Source organism: Enterobacter sp. MGH 24, assembly GCF_000493015.1.
GTDB lineage: Bacteria > Pseudomonadota > Gammaproteobacteria > Enterobacterales > Enterobacteriaceae > Enterobacter.
Map to the genome: position 1 here is coordinate 4,392,154 of NZ_KI535657.1, position 19,233 is coordinate 4,411,386.

The window sequence follows — 19,233 nt, forward strand, 5'->3', positions numbered from 1 at the left end:
ACCTACGGGACTGTAGGCCCGGTAAGCGCAGCGCCACCGGGCGAAACGAACTCAATGGCTGAGCTTCACCGGCATCCCCGATCGCCGTTCCAGTTCAGCGCCCGCCCCCGCGTTTATCAGCTGCGTTCGCTGCGCGGCTGAAATGGGCAGAGGCACTTTCCGGGTTGACTCAAATTCCGCGCGGTTACGTGATAGTGGCTCGTGAACCTCTACCCAGCGGCTGCCGTCCGGCTCCGTGGTCACCTTTACGGGCCGATCGATAAGCTGCACGCGGGTTCCTACGGGAACATTATCAAAAAGGTATTTGATGTCGTTATTACGCAGACGAATACAGCCCTGGCTCACCCGCAGGCCAATGCCGAAATTCGAGTTTGTGCCGTGAATGGCATAGAGCCTGCCGATATAAATCGCATACAGCCCCATCGGGTTATCCGGCCCGGCGGGCACGAATGCCGGCAGCGTTTTCCCTTCCGCCGCATAGGCGCGCCGCGTATTCGGCGTCGGAGACCAGGTTGGCCCCTCCTGCTTACGCTCAACGGCCGTCACCCAGTTACGCGGGGTTTCACGCCCGGCCTGACCGATGCCGATGGGCAATACTTCAACGGTGTTGCCGCCTGGCGGGTAGTAGTAAAGGCGCATTTCTGCCGCGTTAACGATAATGCCCTCGCGGACGGTGTCAGGCAGAATCAGCTGCTGAGGTATCACCAGCCGGGTGCCGGATTTGGGTAAAAAAGGATCCACGCCCGGGTTTGCTTCCAGTAGGTTGCTCAGCCCCTGACCGTACCGCGCGGCAAAGGCTTCCAGAGGCAGCGTATTGTGCTCGGGAACGGTGATGATAATCGGGACTCCCACCAGACGACTGCCTTCCGGCGGGAGGGTATAGGTTACGGCAAACGCACCGGGTACGGCGGCACACAGCGTAAGGACGAACCAGGTAAGTCGAATCATAGTTTCCTGTGCTCAAAAAGAGAAAGCCCGGGCTCAGGCTGGCTTTCTCAGTTTACGCTATCACGCCTCGGTTTTGCGCCACCGGCGCGTCAGCACTTTCTCCGCCTCGACGATAAGGAACATCACAAAACCAATCAGCAGGGTGATGACCCAGTAGCGGAACGGCAGCGCTTCGGTGCCAAACAGCATCTGCATGAAAGGTGCGTAAATGATAAGAAGCTGTAGCGCCAGCAGCACGCCGCTCACGATCCAAATCCCTTTGTTCGCCAGCAGGCCTTTGCTCAGCGAGAAGCCGTCATTCACGCGACAGTTGAGCATGTAGAACCACTGCGCCGTGACCAGGGTTTGCAGCAGCACGGTGCGGATAAACTCCGCCGAGTAGCCGCGCGGCTGTAGCCAGGCTTCCAGCACGAAGGCGCTAATGGCAATCATCAGACCGACAAACACCACGCGCCAGATGGCGTAGCCGTCCATCACGTGGAGATTCGCCTTACGCGGCGGCCGGTTCATGATGTCCTTCTCACCCGCTTCAAACGCCAGGCCAAACGACAGCGTTGCCGACGTGGCCATGTTCATCCACAGGATCAGGACCGGCGTCAGCGGGATCAGGTTCCCCGCCAGCAGCGCGATGATGATCAGCAGAGCCTGCGCGATGTTGCTGGGGATAACGAACAGAATGGTCTTTTTCAGGTTATCGTAAACCCGACGCCCCTCGTGCACCGCGCTGGCAATGGTGGCAAAGTTGTCGTCCGTTAACACCATGTCGGCGGCTTCCTTGGTGACTTCCGTCCCCTTAATCCCCATGGCGATACCCACATCCGCCCGCTTGAGCGCCGGGGCATCGTTTACGCCATCCCCGGTCATGCCCACGACTTCCTGTTTACTTTGCAGGGCCTGCACAAGGCGGAATTTATCCTCCGGGCTGGTTCGGGCGAAAATATCATACTGCTGCGCGGCATCGCTCAGCTGACGATCGTCCATCGCCTCCAGCTCACGTCCGGTGATAGCGCTTGCGGCGTTACCAATCCCCAACATTTGCCCAATGCTCATGGCCGTTTGCGGGTGGTCGCCGGTGATCATTTTCACGCGGATCCCGGCCTGCAGACAGTCGGCAATTGCGGTAATGGCCTCCGGACGCGGCGGATCCATCATTCCTGCAATACCCAGCAGGATCACGCCATCATGCAGGTCCGGATGATCCAGCTCGCGCTGTCCCTCGCGGGCGGGTTTCCAGGCCGCGGCCACCATGCGCAACCCTTCCCGGGCATACTCTTCAATCTTCCCTTCCCAGTAGGGCTGATCGAACGGCTGCAGTCCGTCATTTGTCTGCTGGTACTGGCAGAGGCGGAACAGGACGTCCGGCGCGCCGGTGATTAAAATCACCTCTTCATCGCCCAGCCGGTACAGCGTGGACATGTATTTATACTGCGAATCAAACGGGATTTTACTGCGCATTTCGGTATCGAGCGGTGGGAGCGGGATTTTCGCCGCCAGCACCTTCAGCGCGCCCTCGGTTGGTCCCCCGGTGATTTTCCACAGCCCCTGCTCGTCTTTGATCAGCTGGCTGTCATTACAGAGGTCAATGGTGCGCAGGTAGCGCTCCAGCAGGGAACCCTGCGTCACGCTGACGGGCGTCGGGTCATCTACGGGGTGAATATTCCCCACCGGTTCGTAGCTGTCGCCCTCCACGCGATAGGTCGTGTCAGCGGTAATCACCGCTTTGACCGTCATTTCATTCATCGTCAGGGTGCCGGTTTTATCCGAGCAGATGACCGTCATTGCGCCCAGCGTTTCCACCGTGGGCAACTTACGAATGATAGCCTTGCGACGCGCCATGGCCTGTACGCCAAGCGAAAGGATGATGGAAATGATGGCCGGCAGGCCTTCAGGCACGGCGGCAACGGCGAGGCTAATAAGCGACAGCACCAGTTCAGAAACCGGCATATCACGGAACAGGAGGCTAAAGACAAACAGCGCCACCATCATCACCAGGATAGTGATGAAGATGGTCTTGCCGAGCTTATCCATCTGCACCATCAGCGGCGTGCGGTGCTTTTCAATGTCGGACATCATCTGATTGATGTGGCCCAGCTCGGTCTCGCCCCCGGTTGCCACCACCACGCCTTTACCGCCGCCGGAGCTGACGGTAGTGCCTGAGTAGAGCAGATTATACCGGTCACCTAAGGGCAGTTCCCCGCTTAACGCATCGCTGTTTTTCTCAACAACGGTGGATTCGCCGGTCAGGATAGCCTCCTCCACGCGCAGGTTATGCGCTTCAATCACGCGCAGGTCCGCAGGGATACGGTCCCCGGCGCGGATCACCACGATATCTCCCGGGACCAGCGCCGTGGTGGGGATCGTTTCATGGTTCCCCTGTCGTACCACCACGGCCTCGCTGGAGAGCATATTGCGGATACTCTGCAACGATTTTTCCGCATTGCTCTCCTGGATATGGCCAATCAGCGCGTTAATGATGGCAACACCAAGGATCACAAACATGTCTACCCAGTGGCCCATAAAGAGCTTAAGCAACGCGGCCACCAGCAGCACGTAAATCAACACATCGTTAAAGTGCGCCAGGAAGCGCAGCCAGGCGGGTTTGCCCTTTTTTTGCGGTAACGCATTCTCACCGTGCTGCTGAAGTCGGGCTGATGCCTCAGTGCCGCTAAGGCCTTCCAGGGTGGAGTGGATATTCGACAGGGTTTCGTCAACGGTTTGTTGATAATACGGACGTTCAGGTTTTCCTGTTTTCATCGTTCCTTCCTCAGGTTCTATTCAGAAATCACCTTGCTTCTCTGTAATTAACGAATAACGAAAACAGGGACATGAGCGTAACGAACAATACTTGCCGCCTCTGATCCTAACAAATGGGTTTGAATATTTGGATTTCGAGAGCCGACAATAATCGCGCCGACGCTAAGTTCATCCGCCAGCTTAATAACCTCATCACGAACATTCCCGCTACGGACATGGAGATGAACACGCTCTTCTGGCAGATTCACTTTTTTGACCAGGTCAGACAGCTTTTCTTTCGAATTATTAATCATATATTCATCCATCTTGCGCGCATCTGAAATAAAACCACGCGTCAGCTCGGCAGAAAACATGGGCATGACGTGCAGCAAATGAATGTCACCCGATGCGCTTTGCGCCAGAAACTGTGCATGCTGCAACGCTTTATCCGCCAGGCTTGTCTCGTAGACATCCACCGGAACGAGAATGTTTTTATACATATCGAGCATCCTTTTTATAACCAACAAGAGTGTGAATGAAGCAAAAAAACGCATTAAATGCAGGGGGTTGCCCTTAATGCCAGTTACGGTAAAAAAGATGGATAATATTAAACGTAGCACAGGAATATCAGGTTAAGCGCGTCCCCCACTGATAATGGTTATTTAACATTTATCTTTTCGCCGACTATGCTCATAGTCAGCCACCGCTTCCGGCTCATGGAGGAATGTATGTATGGTTTAAGCCTGATCCGTCTGGGTATGTTCATTGCACTTGCCATTATCGCCAGCACGGCGATTGGTTTATTTACCTATATGGTCGTCACTGTTCTGGCAGAATAGTGTCACCCCTGTCCAGGTGATGGAATAAATAAAACAGTTATTTATTAGGGGAATACAGTGAACCGCTACCTCTCTCTTTTACCGTTCGTTTTGTTAACGCTCACGGCGTGCGACCCGAAACCCAAGCAAGCCGCCCCCCTGCCCAGGATGGTAAAAGTGGCGGAGGTGACGGCTCCCGGTCACGCCCAGCAGCGCGTTTTTCCCGCCCGCATTGAATCGGGCGATGCCACAGACCTTTCCTTCAAGCGCGCAGGTCAAATTGAAGCGCTCGATGTACGTCAGGGCGCAGCCATCAAACAGGGGCAACAGCTTGCCCGACTGAACGCCCGTGAAGCCCAGCAGCGGGTTAACGACAGACAAACGGCGGCGACGCTGGCCCAGAGGCAATTCGACCGCTTCCAGACGCTGGCGGGCCGCCAGGCGATTTCGAAAGCAGAAATGGACGTGCAGCGCGCGAACCGCGATTCGGCGAATGCGGCGCTACAGATTGCCCGGGAAGAGCTGAATCAGATGACGCTCGTCGCCCCCTTCAGCGGGACGGCGGCCAGCGTACATGTCCGAAACCATCAGGTGGTGTCTGCCGGTCAGCCCATTGCAACGTTAACCCGTACCGATCTGCTGGACGTGGTGTTTAGTATTCCTGAGAACCTGTTTAAGACCTTTGATATCCGCAACGCGCAGTATCGCCCCGTGGTGAGAATTAACGCCATGCCGGATCGGGAATTTACCGCCGTCTACAAAGAGCACTCGGGCAGCAGCGACAGCAATACCCTGACCTGGCAGGTGATACTGACCATGCCGCGGCCAGATGATTTTCCCGCCGTCGGTGGCGTAAGCGGTACGGTGACCATCAATTTAACCAACCTCCCGGTTGGCGCTGGCGCTCAGGCGCTGGTTGTACCGGTTGAGGCGGTCTTTAACCCGGACAACAGCCCGCGCAACGAGCCGCACGTCTGGATCGTGACGGGCGAAGGCGATGCGCTGCATCTGGAAGACCGCAAGGTCAGCGTGGGGCAAGTGAGTACCGAAGGCGTGGTGATTACCAGCGGGCTTAAGGCGGGCGAGCGCGTGGTGGCCGCGGGCGTTGGTGAGCTCCATGCTAACCAGCCGGTGCGTATCTGGACGCGTGAACGGGGACTGTAATGGATATCTCTCGTCAATTTATCAATAACCCTGTTCGCGTCTGGCTAACGATCCTGCTGCTGGGCATCGGGGGTATTTTCGCCCTGTTGAATATCGGCAGGCTGGAAGATCCCGCTTTTACCATCAAAACCGCAGTGGTGGTCACCCACTACCCCGGCGCATCCGCTCAGCAGGTTGAAGAAGAGGTGACGCTTCCGCTGGAGAATGCCCTTCAGCAGTTGCCCTATCTGGACAACGTGAGCTCCATCTCTTCAAACGGTCTGTCGCAAATCACCGTTAACATCGCTTCACGCTATCACTCGAACGAGCTGCCGCAGATTTGGGATGAACTGCGCCGCCGCGTGGGCGATGCCTCGCGCCAGTTCCCGCCCGGCGTCGTCACGCCCTTTGTGAATGACGATTTCGGCGACGTGTTCGGCTTCTTCTTCGCCATTGCCGGAGATGAATTCAGTAATCCTGAACTGGTGAGATATGCGGAGCAGCTGCGCCGGGAGCTGATTCTGATCCCCGGCGTCGCGAAGGTGGCGATCGGTGGGGCGATTAGCCAGCAGGTCAACATTGATATCTCCCTGACCAAAATGGCCGCGCGCGGCATTACGCTCAACCAGCTTTCCGCCCTGCTCAGCAGACTTAACGTCGTTTCCAGCGCCGGAGAAATCACCTCCGGCACCGAATCCATTCGCCTGCACCCGACAGGTGAGTTCGAAAATCTTGATGAACTGGCGGATATCATCATCACGCCTTCCGGCACCGGGGCGGCGACGCGCCTGCGGGATATCGCCACGCTATCGCGCGGGCTGAACGAATCGCCGGCCAGTATCTACCATGCCAACGGCAAAAAAGCCGTCACCATGGGCGTCTCGTTTATACCCGGCGTGAACGTGATCGACGTGGGCCACGCGCTGGAGGCGAAGCTAGGCCAGATGTCGGCGGAAAAACCGGCAGGCATACAGATAGACCTGTTTTACGATCAGGCGGCCGAAGTGGGCCACTCTGTTAACGGTTTTATTATTAACTTCCTGATGGCGCTGGCGATTGTTATCGGCGTGCTGCTGATCTTTATGGGCGTACGCAGCGGGATCATCATTGCATTCTCCCTCGCGCTTAACGTGCTGGGCACGCTGCTGATTATGTATCTGTGGGGCATTGAGCTGCAGCGCATCTCGCTCGGGGCGCTGATTATCGCCCTCAGCATGCTGGTGGATAACGCCATCGTGATTGTCGAAGGGGTGTTGATCGCCCGACAGCAGGGCTCCCCGCTGCTAACCGCCGTGAATTACATCATCCGCCGCTCCGCCCTGCCGCTGCTGGGGGCGACGGTGATTGCCATCCTGGCGTTTGCCCCTATCGGGCTGTCGCAGGATTCCACCGGGGAATACTGTAAATCCCTGTTCCAGGTGCTGCTGATTTCCCTGATGCTGAGCTGGTTCTCGGCGCTCACCCTCACTCCGGTGCTGATTAAGTGGTGGTTGTTTAAAAACGACAGCGCGCCCGATAAAACCGACGAGTCAGACCCTTACGACAAACGACTCTACCGCGCCTACCAGCGCCTGCTTAACACGCTGCTGCACCATAAGGCACCGACGCTCATTGTGATGGCTGCGCTGCTGGCAGCGTCTGTCTGGGGCTTCGGCGCCGTACGACAAAACTTTTTCCCGTCGTCTAATACGCCGATTTTCTTTGTCGACCTGTGGTTACCCTACGGTACCGATATCAAGTGGACTGAGAAAATGACTAGCGATATTGAAAAGACGATCAATAGCCAGCCTGGCGTGGAGACTACCGTCTCAACCATTGGTCAGGGAAGTATGCGATTTATTCTGACCTACAGCGGACAGCGGCAGTACAGTAACTATGCGCAGATCATGGTGCGCATGGACGACCAGCGCAACATCTCCGCCCTGACGCGCCACGTGGACGAGTACATCGCGCGAAACTATCCGCAGGTCAACGCCAGCACCAAGCGCGTGATGTTTGGCCCCTCCGGCGACAGCGCCATTGAGGTGCGCATTAAAGGCCCTGACCCTGACAGGCTGCGTCTGATAGCCAGCCAGGTGGACGACATCCTCACCCGCGACCCGGCCACGGGCAGCGTCAGGAACGACTGGCAAAACCGCAGCAAGGTGATCCGCCCACAGTACGTTGCCGCCCTGGGCCGCGAGCTTGGCGTAGATAAGCAGGACGTTGATAACGCGCTGGAGATGAATTTCTCCGGCAGCCGGGCGGGGCTGTACCGGGAAGGCAGCGACCTGCTCCCGGTCGTGGTGCGCCCGCCTGAGAGCGAACGGCTGGACGCCAATCACCTGAACAACGTGCTGGTGTGGAGCCAGACGCGGCAGCAGTATATCCCGCTGAGTAACGTCGTCAGCCGCTTCTCGCTGGAGTGGGAGGATCCGCTCATCCTTCGACGCGATCGCTCGCGGGTGCTGACGGTGCAAACGGACCCGGACCCGCTGAGCCAGCAAACCTCCGGCGATATCCTCGCCCGCGTGAAGCCGCAGGTAGATGCCCTTCCGCTGCCACACGGCTACAGCATCGAGTGGGGGGGCGACGCGGAAAACTCCAGTGAAGCGCAGCAAGGGCTGTTCACTACGCTACCTCTCGGGTATCTGGTGATGTTTGTTATTACGGTGCTGATGTTCAGCTCGGTAAAAAATGCCGTCGCCATCTGGCTGACCGTACCGCTGGCGCTGATCGGCGTGACGCCAGGATTTTTACTTACCGGCATTCCCTTTGGCTTTATGGCGCTGATTGGCCTGCTGAGCCTGAGCGGAATGCTGATCCGCAACGGCATCGTGCTGGTGGAAGAGATCGAACAGCAGAAAACGCAAAAGGATCAGCACAGCGCGATCGTGTACGCTGCCACCTCGCGCCTGCGCCCTATCCTGCTCACCGCGTTCACGACCGTACTTGGCCTGGCTCCGCTGCTGCTGGACGTTTTCTTCCAGAGCATGGCCGTTGTGATTATGTTTGGACTGGGGTTTGCTACAATCCTGACGCTGCTGGTACTCCCCGTGATCTATGCGTGTTTCCATCGTAAGGACGAAGCCAAACCACAATGAATGCGACAGGGCTGAACATTATCAAGACGCTGGGCTGTATGACGGCGGTGACCTTCTTTACCATCTACAACACCTGGGATCATTATGATTATGACTATCACTGGATCCTGGGGTTTTTAACCTTTATTTCGACGATTGCCACGCCGCTGTTTTTTGTGGTTGCGGGCTATCTCGACGGACAATCCCGGCACGGCACCCGCTGGCAGCTGGGTAAAATTAAAAGCCTGGTGATTGTGTTTCTGTTCTGGATAACGATCTACTACCTGTGGGAGCCGTATCAGCGCGGGTATTTAATCCAGCCCTGGTTCGTGTTCGCCTTTGTGGTGATTTACACCTTCCACCCGGCGGTGGAGTGGCTCAGCCAGCGGCGAGCGCTATTCTGCGGAACGATTGCCGCCCTGCTGCTCTTTTCCTACGGATACGATCTGCTATCGGCGCTTTATCCTGAAGCGCACGTCCTTTCTCTTTCACCGCAGTATCGGCTGTGGACGTGGCTCCTGTTTTATCTGACGGGGCAACTCTTCTGCGATCCGAAAGTCGCCGAGTGGATTAGCCGCAAAAATGTCGTCAGGGCGGCGGTTGTCGCCATTCCGTTTATCTACCTCTTCACCTGGTTTTACGAGCGCCACTTCTTCTTCGCGCTGTTTAAGGCGGACAGAAACGCCTTTATTCTCACCGGCTCTCAAATTTACGTTTTGATCATCGCGCTGGTGATTGCGGCGAACGGCGTGCGCTTTCGCCGCAATGCTGAATTTAAGGAGTCCATTCTGGCCGCCATCAGCAAAACGATGACCGGCGTGTACATTGTGCACTACTCGGTGTTTCATCTGCTGACGGCGCTGATACCGGTGACCTCTCTCGGTATGAAGCTGGCGCTGATTGTGCTCACGTTCGTCACCTCGGTTCTCTTCTCCATGCTGGTACTGTCTAACGCCGTGGCTAAAAAGGTGATCACGCTTTAGAAGCCTAAGCGCAGCCAGGCAAAGAGCACGTTGCCGTTGTTATACGTCCCGGGAATATAGGTGAACTGAACGGTAACGCGCTTATACCCGGCCGAAAACAGCGGGAAGATGAACGGTAGCGGGACATAGTTTGCAAAATCATCTCGCGCCGTGATGCCCGCTGCGGCACCGAGCCCCAGGCGGAAATCTTTGGCATTATCCAGATACCAGCCCTTCTCCCAGCCATAGCCCATCGCGGGCTGCCATTCGTTGTGCGAGTCCTTGAACATCATCGCGAACAGCGCGCTCCAGTTACCCTCTTCGTTATAGCGGGAAACGCCCAGCCCGCCGCCCCACGGCATTTCATTGTAATTATCCGTCTTTTCTTTGTCGTACATAAAGCGAGCGTGCCAGCTCAGAAACGGCAGGTACAGATCGTAACGTTGAGGCTCTTCCCAGGTCAGGGCGATATCATCCGTCAGCGCATTCCACCAGCCGCTGATACGTTGCTCACCATAGACGTTGGGCTCCGCGTTAAGCGGTGCGACGAATAAAAACAGGACCATCCAGAATGTCGAAAAGGTGCGTTGCATCGTTTTCCCTCAGCTTAAGCCACGCAGCGGTATCTATAACTGTAATCCATTCAGCACTAACCGGAGCCAAACAGACTGATTTATCTCAAGGCAGGGGAAGATGAAATTTATTTATTCAGCGCCTTCCGGAAAGATAAAAACGTTTTCTCAGGCGTTCTGTCGCGGTAGTCTCATAGGTTCCGTTTATATGACGGACGCAATGTGAGTGACCTTTTCTTATACCAATAATTAAAAATCAGTACGGACAGGACAACTATGGACTCCACCCTCATCTCCGATCGTCCCAACGAGGAGACACCTTCGCTCAATCGTGCCCGCCGCGCAGCCTTAGGCAGCTTCGCGGGCGCCGTCGTCGACTGGTATGATTTTCTGCTTTACGGCATCACTGCCGCGCTGGTGTTTAACCGCGAGTTTTTTCCCCAGGTCAGCCCCGCGATGGGCACGCTCGCCGCATTTGCCACCTTTGGCGTCGGCTTTCTGTTTCGCCCGCTGGGCGGGGTGATCTTCGGCCACTTCGGCGACCGCCTTGGCCGCAAGCGCATGCTGATGCTCACCGTCTGGATGATGGGGATCGCCACCGCGCTTATCGGTATTCTCCCCTCGTTTGCCGCTATCGGCTGGTGGGCGCCGGTACTGCTGGTCACCCTGCGCGCCATCCAGGGCTTCGCCGTCGGCGGCGAATGGGGCGGTGCGGCGTTGTTATCCGTTGAGAGCGCGCCGAAAAACAGGAAAGCGTTTTACAGCAGCGGCGTACAGGTTGGGTACGGCGTCGGCCTGCTGCTTTCTACCGGGCTGGTATCGCTAATCAGCCAGCTTACCACCGACGAGCAGTTCCTGAGCTGGGGCTGGCGCATTCCGTTCATCTTCAGCATCGTGCTGGTCATCGCCGCGCTGTGGATCCGTAACGGGATGGAGGAGTCGGCTGAGTTTGAAAAACAACAGCTGGAAAAACCGCTCGCCAAAAAGCGTCTGCCTGTGATGGAAGCGCTGGTTCAGCACCCTGGCGCTTTTCTGAAAATTATCGCCCTGCGCCTCTGTGAACTGCTGACGATGTATATCGTCACCGCGTTTGCCCTGAACTACTCGACGCAGAACCTCGGGCTGCCGCGCGAGCTGTTCCTGAATATTGGCCTGCTGGTCGGCGGGATCAGCTGCCTGACCATCCCCTGCTTCGCCTGGCTGGCGGACCGGTTTGGTCGCCGCCGCGTTTACATCACCGGGGCGCTGATTGGTACCCTCAGCGCCTGGCCGTTCTTTATGGCGCTGGAGGCCCAGTCGATCTTCTGGATTGTCTTCTTCGCCATCATGCTCGCCAACATCGCTCACGATATGGTGGTGTGCGTGCAGCAGCCGATGTTCACCGAGCTGTTCGGGGCAAGCTACCGCTACAGCGGCGCGGGCGTGGGCTACCAGGTCGCAAGCGTGGTCGGCGGCGGATTTACGCCGTTTATTGCCGCCGCGCTGGTGACCTTCTCCGGCGGCAACTGGCACAGCGTGGCGATTTATCTGCTGGCCGGCTGCCTGCTGTCGGCGGCGACGGCGCTGCTGATGAAAGAGACGCGCCACGGCTGATCTCCCTTTTGTTTCACGGGCGTGTGACATACTATCGGGTAGAGTCGCACACCTGTGGAACAAGGAGACAGAGATGAATAATAAGGGCTCCAGCCTGACCCCGGCTCAGGCGCTGGAAAAACTCGACGCGCTGTATGAACAGTCCGTCAACGCGCTGCGCAGCGCCATCAGCGAATATATCGAAACAGGGAAACTTCCCGACCAAAAGGCCAGAACCGAGGGCCTTTTTGTTTATCCATCGCTCTCTGTGACCTGGGACGGCAGCGCCAGCACCACGCCGAAAACCCGCGCCTACGCCCGTTTTACCCACTCAGGCTGCTACAGCACCACCGTCACCCGCCCTGCACTGTTCCGCCCGTATCTTGAGGAACAGCTGACGCTGCTGTATCAGGATTACGGCGCGCACATTTCTGTGGAACCTTCGCTGCACGAAATCCCTTATCCGTACGTGATAGACGGCTCGGCGCTGACGCTGGATCGCTCCATGAGCGCGGGGCTGACGCGCCACTTCCCGACCACCGAGCTTTCCCAGATTGGCGATGAGACGGCTGACGGCATCTATCACCCGGCTGAATTTTCTCCCCTGTCGCACTTTGATGCTCGCCGCGTGGACTTCTCGCTGGCGCGCCTGCGTCACTACACCGGTACGCCTGTCGAACATTTCCAGCCGTTTGTGCTCTTTACCAACTACACCCGCTACGTTGACGAGTTTGTCCGCTGGGGCTGCAGCCAGATCCTCGATCCGGAAAGCCCGTACATCGCACTGTCCTGCGCGGGCGGGATCTGGATCACCGCGGAGACCGAAGCGCCCGAGCAGGCCATTTCTGACCTGGCGTGGAAAAAGCACCAGATGCCTGCCTGGCACCTGATCACCGCCGACGGCCAGGGCATCACCCTGATCAACATCGGCGTGGGCCCGTCAAATGCCAAAACCATCTGCGACCATCTGGCGGTACTGCGCCCGGACGTGTGGCTGATGATTGGCCACTGCGGCGGCCTGCGCGAAAGCCAGCTGATTGGCGACTACGTGCTGGCACACGCCTATCTGCGCGATGACCACGTGCTTGATGCGGTCCTGCCGCCGGACATCCCCATCCCGAGCATCGCCGAAGTACAGCGCGCGCTGTATGACGCTACCAAAGAGGTCAGCGGCATGCCGGGTGAAGAGGTTAAACAGCGCCTGCGCACCGGCACGGTCGTCACAACGGATGACCGCAACTGGGAGCTGCGCTACTCCGCCTCCGCGCTGCGGTTCAACCTGAGCCGCGCGGTGGCGATCGATATGGAGAGCGCCACCATCGCCGCGCAGGGATATCGCTTCCGCGTCCCTTACGGCACGCTGCTCTGCGTCTCCGATAAGCCTCTGCACGGTGAAATTAAGCTTCCGGGCCAGGCCAACCGTTTCTACGAAGGGGCTATCTCTGAGCATCTGCAGATTGGTATTCGCGCCATTGATTTGCTGCGGGCAGAAGGTGACAGGCTCCATTCCCGCAAGCTGCGCACCTTCAACGAGCCGCCGTTCCGCTAATAACGATAAGGAAAAACAATGTCCAGCACATCTCCGATCTCTGCCCTGCGCCACTGGCTTGAGGCCAGCCATCTCGACGGGATGATCGTCCCGCGGGCGGATGCATGGCAAAGCGAATACTGCGCGCCCTACGACGAAAAGCTGGCGTGGCTGACGGGCTTTGACGGCTCTGCCGGCGTCGCGCTGGTGCTGAAGGATAAAGCGCTGCTGTTCGTCGACGGGCGCTATCAGGTTCAGGCTCGCGTTCAGGTCAATACGAATGAGGTTGAGATCCACCACCTGCACAACGAGCCGCTGGCAGAATGGCTGGCAGAAAACGTTGAGGCAGGCACGCGCATTGGCTTTGACGCGCTGCTGATGACCAACTCGGAGTTTGAGCAGCTGTCTGCCACGCCGTGCGAGCTGGTGCCTCTGAAGGACTCGCCGTTTGACGCCTTATGGACCGATCGCCCTGCCGCGCCGGCGGGGCTTATCCGTGAAATGCCGGTTGAACACAGCGGCGAACGCAGCGCGGAAAAACGCCAGCGCGTCGCCGCCGTGCTGGCAGAACACAATGCTGATTTCCTCGCCGTGACGCTGCCGGATAACATCGCCTGGCTGCTAAACGTGCGTGGGTCAGATATTCCCTTTAGCCCGGTTCCTCTCTCCTTCGCCCTGCTCAGCCGTGATGGTAGCGTGGAGTGGTTTGTTAACGACAATAAGCTCAGCGCCCTGCCTGACGATGTGCGCAGTGCGTTCACGGTTGCGCCGCAGGAGACCTTTATCGAACGCTGCCAGCAGATTGCTGAAGGCAAACGGGTGATGATTGATGCCGATTCCGCGCCGGTTGCCCTGCGATTCGCCGTTGAGCCACGGGGAGAAATTGTCTGGCGGACAGACCCCATCACCCTGATGAAAGCGACGAAAAACCCGGTCGAGCTGGCAGGCTATCGCGAGTGCCATCACCAGGACGGGGCCGCGTGGGTCAACTTCCTCGCCTGGCTGAGCCGTGAAGTGCCGCTGCGCGAGGCGGCAGGACAACCGCTCACCGAGCTGGACGCGCAGGCGCAGCAGCTTGCGTTTCGTCAACAGCAGCCGGGGTTCATCGAGCAGAGTTTTGCGACCATCTCCGCCTCTTCGAGCAATGCGGCGATGTGTCACTATCATTCGAGCGAGGCCAGCAATAAGCCCATCGGCCACGACCATTTTTACCTGAACGATTCCGGCGGCCAGTATGTTAACGGCACCACCGACGCCACGCGTACGCTGGCGTGGGGGGAAGTCGATCCGCAGCGGCGCCTGCACTACACCGCCGTGTTGAGAGGCTTTCTGTCGCTGATTACTCTGCAGTTCCCCTCTGGCACTCAAGGGCATCAGTTGGATGCCTTCGCGCGTCGCCCGCTGTGGGAGATGGGGCTGGATTACGATCACGGCACAGGGCATGGCGTGGGCCATCAGTTGCTGATCCACGAGAACCCGCATCGCATTGCCAAAAAGGTCAACCCGTGGCCGCTGGTGGCGGGTAATATCATGACGATTGAACCAGGATACTATCTGGGCGATAGCCACGGCATTCGTATTGAAAACCAGGTGGAGATTGTGGAGAGCCGTCCGGGGTTCTGCAAATTTGCCTCGCTAACGCTGATCCCGATCGACTTAAGTCAGGTTGAGCTGCATCTGTTGAGCGATCAGGAAAAACAGTGGCTGGATGCGTATCATCAGCAGGTCCGGGAGGCGCTGTTACCTCTGGTGAACAGCGATGCGCGAGCGTGGCTGGAAGAAGCGACCGCCCCGATGAGTATCTAACATCGTGCGGTCTGATGCCCGGTGGCGCTGCGCTTACCGGGCCTACCTATCCCGTAGGTCGGGTAAGGCGAAGCCGCCACCCGACAATTTTTCCAGACGCAGAAAAGCAAAAAGCCTGCTTTATAAGCAGGCTTTTTAAATTTGGCTCCTCTGACTGGACTCGAACCAGTGACATACGGATTAACAGTCCGCCGTTCTACCGACTGAACTACAGAGGAATCGTGTGAACGGGGCGCATATTATCGATGCTCCCCCATGATGTCAAAGGCAGAATGCATATTTCCGATCGTTTGCCGAATTATTCTCCACTTCGCGCAATTGTCAGGCATTCTTTCGCGGATATTTCCATAACCAGCGCCCGCTAACCATCCGCCAGTAGAACAGTGCGCCCCGTACGGCCCAGTCGAGGAACATCCCGAGCCAGACGCCGACCACACCCCATCCGAGCATCACCCCGAGCGTATACCCCGCGACAACGCGACATCCCCACATGCCGAGCATTGATACCCACATCGCAAAGCGGGCATCGCGCGCGCCCTTCAGCCCGGCGGGCAATACCCATGATGCCGCCCAGATAGGCATGAAGGCCGCGTTGAGCCAGATGAGGATCTTAACGACCTCTTTAACATCGTCTTCATGGGTATAGAACGAGGCCATCAGCCCGGCAAACGGCGCGGTTCCCCAGGCGATGAGCGTCAGTCCAATGGTCGACAGCCAGAAGACGTGCCGCAGCTGTCGCTCCGCCTGGCCTATCTGCCCTTTTCCGAGCCGTTTACCCGTGATGATAGTCGATGCAGAACCCAGCGCGTTACCCGGCAGGTTAATCAGCGAGGCGATGGAGAAGGCGATAAAGTTACCAGCGATAACGTCGGTCCCCATCCCGGCGACAAACATCTGCGTGAGCAGCTTCCCGCCGTTGAACAACACCGATTCAATACTCGCGGGAATGCCGATCCCCATCACTTCCCAGATAATGGCGAAATTAAAGGGCCGGAAATAGCTTTTTAGCGTCAGACGCAGCGAGGGGGTGATCCCCGCCATCAGCACCCCGATGATGGCGACCGCACCGATATAGCGTGAAATGGTTAAGCCCAGTCCCGCACCGACGAACCCCAGCCCCTCCCACGAGAACACGCCGTAGATCAGCACGCTGCTGATAATGATATTCAGGATATTCATACCGCCGTTGATCAGCAGCGGAATTTTGGTGTTGCCCGCCCCGCGCAGCGCACCGCTGCCAATCAGCGCAATGGCCGCCGCCGGATAGCTTAAGACGGTCATTTCCAGGTAGGTCAGCGCCAGGTCTTTAACCTCATTCGTGGCTTCCCCGGCGACAAAGTCGATAATCTCTTTACCGAAATAGTGGATCACCGCCGCCAGAACGATCGAAAAAATGGTCATGATCATTAGCGACTGGCGGGCCGCCTCGCGTGCGCGTTTGGGGTCAAGCTTGCCGAGGCTGAAAGCCACCACCACCGTCGTCCCAAGGTCTATGGCGGCAAAGAACGAGATCACCACCATGTTAAAGCTGTCCGCCAGCCCAACCCCAGCCATCGCCTCTTTTCCCAGCCAGCTCACCAGGAAAGTGCTCAGGACCCCCATCAGCAAAACGCAGGTATTTTCCAGGAAGATAGGCACAGCAAGAGGGGTGATTTCACGCCAGAACAGGACACGATAGCTTTTACGTTTTGCATACCATGGCGTGCGCGCTATCGCCTGGCGTAATGAGGCAGTGACGTTCAAAATGGACCTTAGCGAGAAAAGTTGAAACTCCATTTCAAATGATGGGGGACAAATGCTAATCCTGCAAAGTATTTTCCTGAAAAAGATGTGTGGATTTACAACAAACTGACCACAGAATCAGCAATCGGTCGATTTTCCCTAAGATCAGGTTTGACAAAAGTTTTTTCGCCACTAAGATAAGCCTCCACAACGATTCCTCTGTAGTTCAGTCGGTAGAACGGCGGACTGTTAATCCGTATGTCACTGGTTCGAGTCCAGTCAGAGGAGCCAAATTTAAAAAGCCTGCTTTTAAAGCAGGCTTTTTGCTTTGCGGATGAGGGAAAATGAACGCTCTGTTTGTCTACGGCACGCTGCGCCCGGGCCACTCTAATGCGCATATTCTTGAAAACATTGGCGGCGAATGGCTGGCCGGCTCCGTATCCGGTACGTTTTACGAACGCGGCTGGGGCGCTGCGGCGGACTTCCCGGGGATTGTGCTCCATCCTGATGGCCCCCGCGTCGAAGGCTATCTGTTTATCTCTGATAACCTTGCCGCGCACTGGCAAATGCTGGATGAATTTGAAGACGGCTACGATCGGGTTGAGGTCACGGTGACTACCCTTGAAGGCAAGCAGGTTAAGGCCTGGATTTATCAGCTACGGCCGCGTTCTGCGTCATAAAAAAAAAGGCTCTCTGTCACCAGAGAGCCTTTTTCACTATTCGCTGCGATTACTCGCTTTTTGCTTCGCCGTTTTTGATTTCGCCCATCACTTTCAGCTTCTTGGAGATGTCGCGACGCTCTTTGGACAGCTCAGCGTTTTTGATGATGTAGTCATCAACGCGGTCTTCATAGTCGCTCTTCATGCTGGCGATGATGCCCTGAATAGCTTCAACGCTCATACCTGGCTTGATGTAGTCGCTCAGGTTGTCGAGCAGCAGAACACGCTTCTGGTTGTCACGGATCTTCTTCTCAACGTCCTGGATTTCACGCTGCAGTTTGTTTTTGCGGCGGAACAGGCGGACGAATTCCAGAACATCCTGGAACGAAGGCTTGGTAGTTTCCATTTTTACACCCCTGATAATGTGAGATTCGGATTCGTTAAGGCAACCGTTGTAACAATAACCTTACTGACAGCGGCTGCGAATGACAATGAGTATATCGTTTAAAGCTATCATAACCCCAATTGCTGCTGAATCGAAGCAGCAGCCGTCACATACGCCTTTTATTTGCGCAGCGCCCGGCAAATAAGGTGCGATAGCAGCTCAAGCTGCCGCGCCAGTTCCATGCTCAGCCAGACGTAGCCATGGATAGGCGTTTCCGCCACGTTATCGCTCTGGCGCTCATTGATTAGCTGCTTCAGCTCCGCGACGATCTCATTCAGCCGCTCGCTGTTGGCCAGTATCGGCTGCGGGTTCCCTTCGTAGAGCGCATGGGCGATGGTCAACAGCGTTTGCTGCGTCATCTGCTGGGTCTCTTTGAGGGTCTGCGCGTTGAGCATCAACAGATGGCTGGGACGAGAGGCCCAGTGGGCGTTGATCTGCAGTTCAAGCATACAGACCAGATTGCGGCTTACCGTCTGGATAGCTTCAAAAATCGCTTTCTGAATATGGGTTTCTTTGCTGGCGGGCGTGATCAGGCCGCGCATTTTGACCACGTCGTTGAGGATCGCTTGCAGATGCTTTTCCAGCCGGGGACGCTCAACCAGATTCGGGGAAAAACCGGCCTGATAGACGCGGTTAAAGGCGGTGACGTAGTTCGCCATCTGAATACGCCAGTGCAGAAAAGCACGCTGCGGCCAGATACCGGTGAAGAGCATGGCCAGCAGTGACCCCAGGATGACATCCCCGCTTCGCCACAGCGCCGTGGTCATATCCCCGGCGGGCGCACCGACAACCACCGCGAGCGTAATTCCGATCAGCAGCGCCTGATAGGGTCTTTTGCCCAACGCCAGCCAGCCGCACAGGAACATGGCGGCACCGCACCATGCCAGCATCACGGGAAATGAGATGAGCTCCAGCTTCAGGGCGATAAGCCCAAGGGCCGAGCCTAAAACGGTCCCGCCAATGCGCTCAAAGGCGCGCGGAACAACGTTTCCCCAAAACGAGATGGGCCCCATCACCACCACCAGCGTGATCAGCGGCCATGTTCCTTCCGGAACATCCAGCAAACGGACCAGCACAAACGTCAACACGAAAGCCAGCGCGATGCGGCACCCGTGCACCACGCGGTAATGTTTGTACAACCGAATTTCAAAAGGGGTTAATGATTTGTCGGGACGCACACCCGCTCTCCAGCTACACGGCAAATCACAATTGTACTGTGTTTTCAGCCGGGCGGATCGCTCCCGGCTGAAAAACCCTTCATTT

The 19,233-nt window shown here is 57.1% G+C and carries 14 protein-coding genes and 2 tRNA genes; 8 read left to right on the top strand and 8 right to left on the bottom strand.

All coding sequences use genetic code 11. From position 1 onward, the window contains the following. Positions 1-51: 51 nt before the first annotated feature. The 3 genes from ldtA to L370_RS01450 are packed head-to-tail and all read right to left on the bottom strand — an operon-like array spanning position 52 to position 4,181. Entirely contained in the window at positions 52-948 is an 897-nt protein-coding gene (gene ldtA / locus L370_RS01460; protein WP_023336220.1) for a L,D-transpeptidase, read from the bottom strand. A 60-nt stretch (positions 949-1,008) separates the two neighbouring features. After that, the gene (locus L370_RS01455; RefSeq protein WP_023336221.1) at positions 1,009-3,702 is read right to left on the bottom strand and encodes a cation-transporting P-type ATPase; all 2,694 of its coding nucleotides are present in this window, start codon (positions 3,700-3,702) and stop codon (positions 1,009-1,011) included. Positions 3,703-3,749: 47 nt separating this feature from the next. Then, on the bottom strand, positions 3,750-4,181 hold the full coding sequence (locus L370_RS01450) for a universal stress protein (RefSeq protein WP_023336222.1): 432 nt from the start codon (positions 4,179-4,181) through the stop codon (positions 3,750-3,752). Positions 4,182-4,577: 396 nt separating this feature from the next. On the opposite strand from L370_RS01450, the gene L370_RS01445 reads away from it, so the two are divergent. From L370_RS01445 to L370_RS01435, 3 genes are read left to right on the top strand one after another with little or no spacing between them, the layout of a single operon-like run. Beyond that, positions 4,578-5,663 carry an efflux RND transporter periplasmic adaptor subunit gene (locus tag L370_RS01445; protein ID WP_023336223.1) on the top strand — a complete coding sequence of 362 codons (1,086 nt, stop codon included), beginning with the start codon at positions 4,578-4,580 and terminating at the stop codon, positions 5,661-5,663. Then, positions 5,663-8,725, top strand: a complete 3,063-nt coding sequence (locus tag L370_RS01440) for an efflux RND transporter permease subunit (RefSeq protein WP_023336224.1) — start codon at positions 5,663-5,665, stop codon at positions 8,723-8,725. The genes L370_RS01445 and L370_RS01440 overlap by 1 nt, the downstream gene beginning before the upstream one ends. After that, positions 8,722-9,687: an acyltransferase gene (locus L370_RS01435; RefSeq protein ID WP_023336225.1), complete on the top strand. Its 966-nt coding sequence runs from the start codon at positions 8,722-8,724 to the stop codon at positions 9,685-9,687. Before L370_RS01440 ends, L370_RS01435 begins: the two co-directional genes overlap by 4 nt. Here L370_RS01435 and pagP read toward each other — a convergent pair. After that, entirely contained in the window at positions 9,684-10,259 is a 576-nt protein-coding gene (gene pagP / locus L370_RS01430) for a lipid IV(A) palmitoyltransferase PagP (RefSeq protein ID WP_023336226.1), read from the bottom strand. The genes L370_RS01435 and pagP overlap by 4 nt on opposite strands. Positions 10,260-10,514: 255 nt before the next feature. Between pagP and shiA the strand changes: the two genes are divergently transcribed. The 3 genes from shiA to L370_RS01415 all read left to right on the top strand — a co-directional run bounded on the left by shiA (position 10,515) and on the right by L370_RS01415 (position 15,144). Next, positions 10,515-11,831, top strand: coding sequence for a shikimate transporter (gene shiA, locus L370_RS01425; RefSeq protein WP_023336227.1), 1,317 nt, complete (start codon positions 10,515-10,517; stop codon positions 11,829-11,831). 73 nt (positions 11,832-11,904) lie between these two features. Then, positions 11,905-13,359 carry an AMP nucleosidase gene (locus tag L370_RS01420; RefSeq protein WP_023336228.1) on the top strand — a complete coding sequence of 485 codons (1,455 nt, stop codon included), beginning with the start codon at positions 11,905-11,907 and terminating at the stop codon, positions 13,357-13,359. A gap of 18 nt (positions 13,360-13,377) precedes the next feature. Continuing rightward, positions 13,378-15,144, top strand: a complete 1,767-nt coding sequence (locus L370_RS01415; RefSeq protein WP_023336229.1) for an aminopeptidase P family protein — start codon at positions 13,378-13,380, stop codon at positions 15,142-15,144. Between the two features lie 142 nt (positions 15,145-15,286). On the opposite strand, the gene L370_RS01410 is transcribed toward L370_RS01415, so the two are convergent. Together L370_RS01410 and emmdR are read right to left on the bottom strand one after the other, a co-directional pair. After that, positions 15,287-15,362 (bottom strand) — tRNA-Asn (locus L370_RS01410). A 103-nt stretch (positions 15,363-15,465) separates the two neighbouring features. Further along, a complete protein-coding gene (gene emmdR, locus L370_RS01405) occupies positions 15,466-16,920 on the bottom strand; it encodes a multidrug efflux MATE transporter EmmdR (RefSeq protein WP_155858061.1) in 1,455 nt (484 codons plus the stop codon). A 161-nt stretch (positions 16,921-17,081) separates the two neighbouring features. Between emmdR and L370_RS01400 the strand changes: the two genes are divergently transcribed. Both L370_RS01400 and L370_RS01395 read left to right on the top strand, forming a co-directional pair. Beyond that, positions 17,082-17,157 (top strand) — tRNA-Asn (locus L370_RS01400). Between the two features lie 53 nt (positions 17,158-17,210). Continuing rightward, the gene (locus L370_RS01395) at positions 17,211-17,546 is read left to right on the top strand and encodes a gamma-glutamylcyclotransferase family protein (RefSeq protein WP_023336231.1); all 336 of its coding nucleotides are present in this window, start codon (positions 17,211-17,213) and stop codon (positions 17,544-17,546) included. 49 nt (positions 17,547-17,595) lie between these two features. Here L370_RS01395 and L370_RS01390 read toward each other — a convergent pair whose 3' ends face one another. Together L370_RS01390 and L370_RS01385 are read right to left on the bottom strand one after the other, a co-directional pair. Further along, positions 17,596-17,931: a DUF496 family protein gene (locus L370_RS01390; RefSeq protein WP_008499467.1), complete on the bottom strand. Its 336-nt coding sequence runs from the start codon at positions 17,929-17,931 to the stop codon at positions 17,596-17,598. A 158-nt stretch (positions 17,932-18,089) separates the two neighbouring features. Then, complete coding sequence (locus L370_RS01385; protein WP_023336232.1) at positions 18,090-19,148, bottom strand: FUSC family protein; 1,059 nt, start codon at positions 19,146-19,148, stop codon at positions 18,090-18,092. Positions 19,149-19,233: the final 85 nt, after the last annotated feature.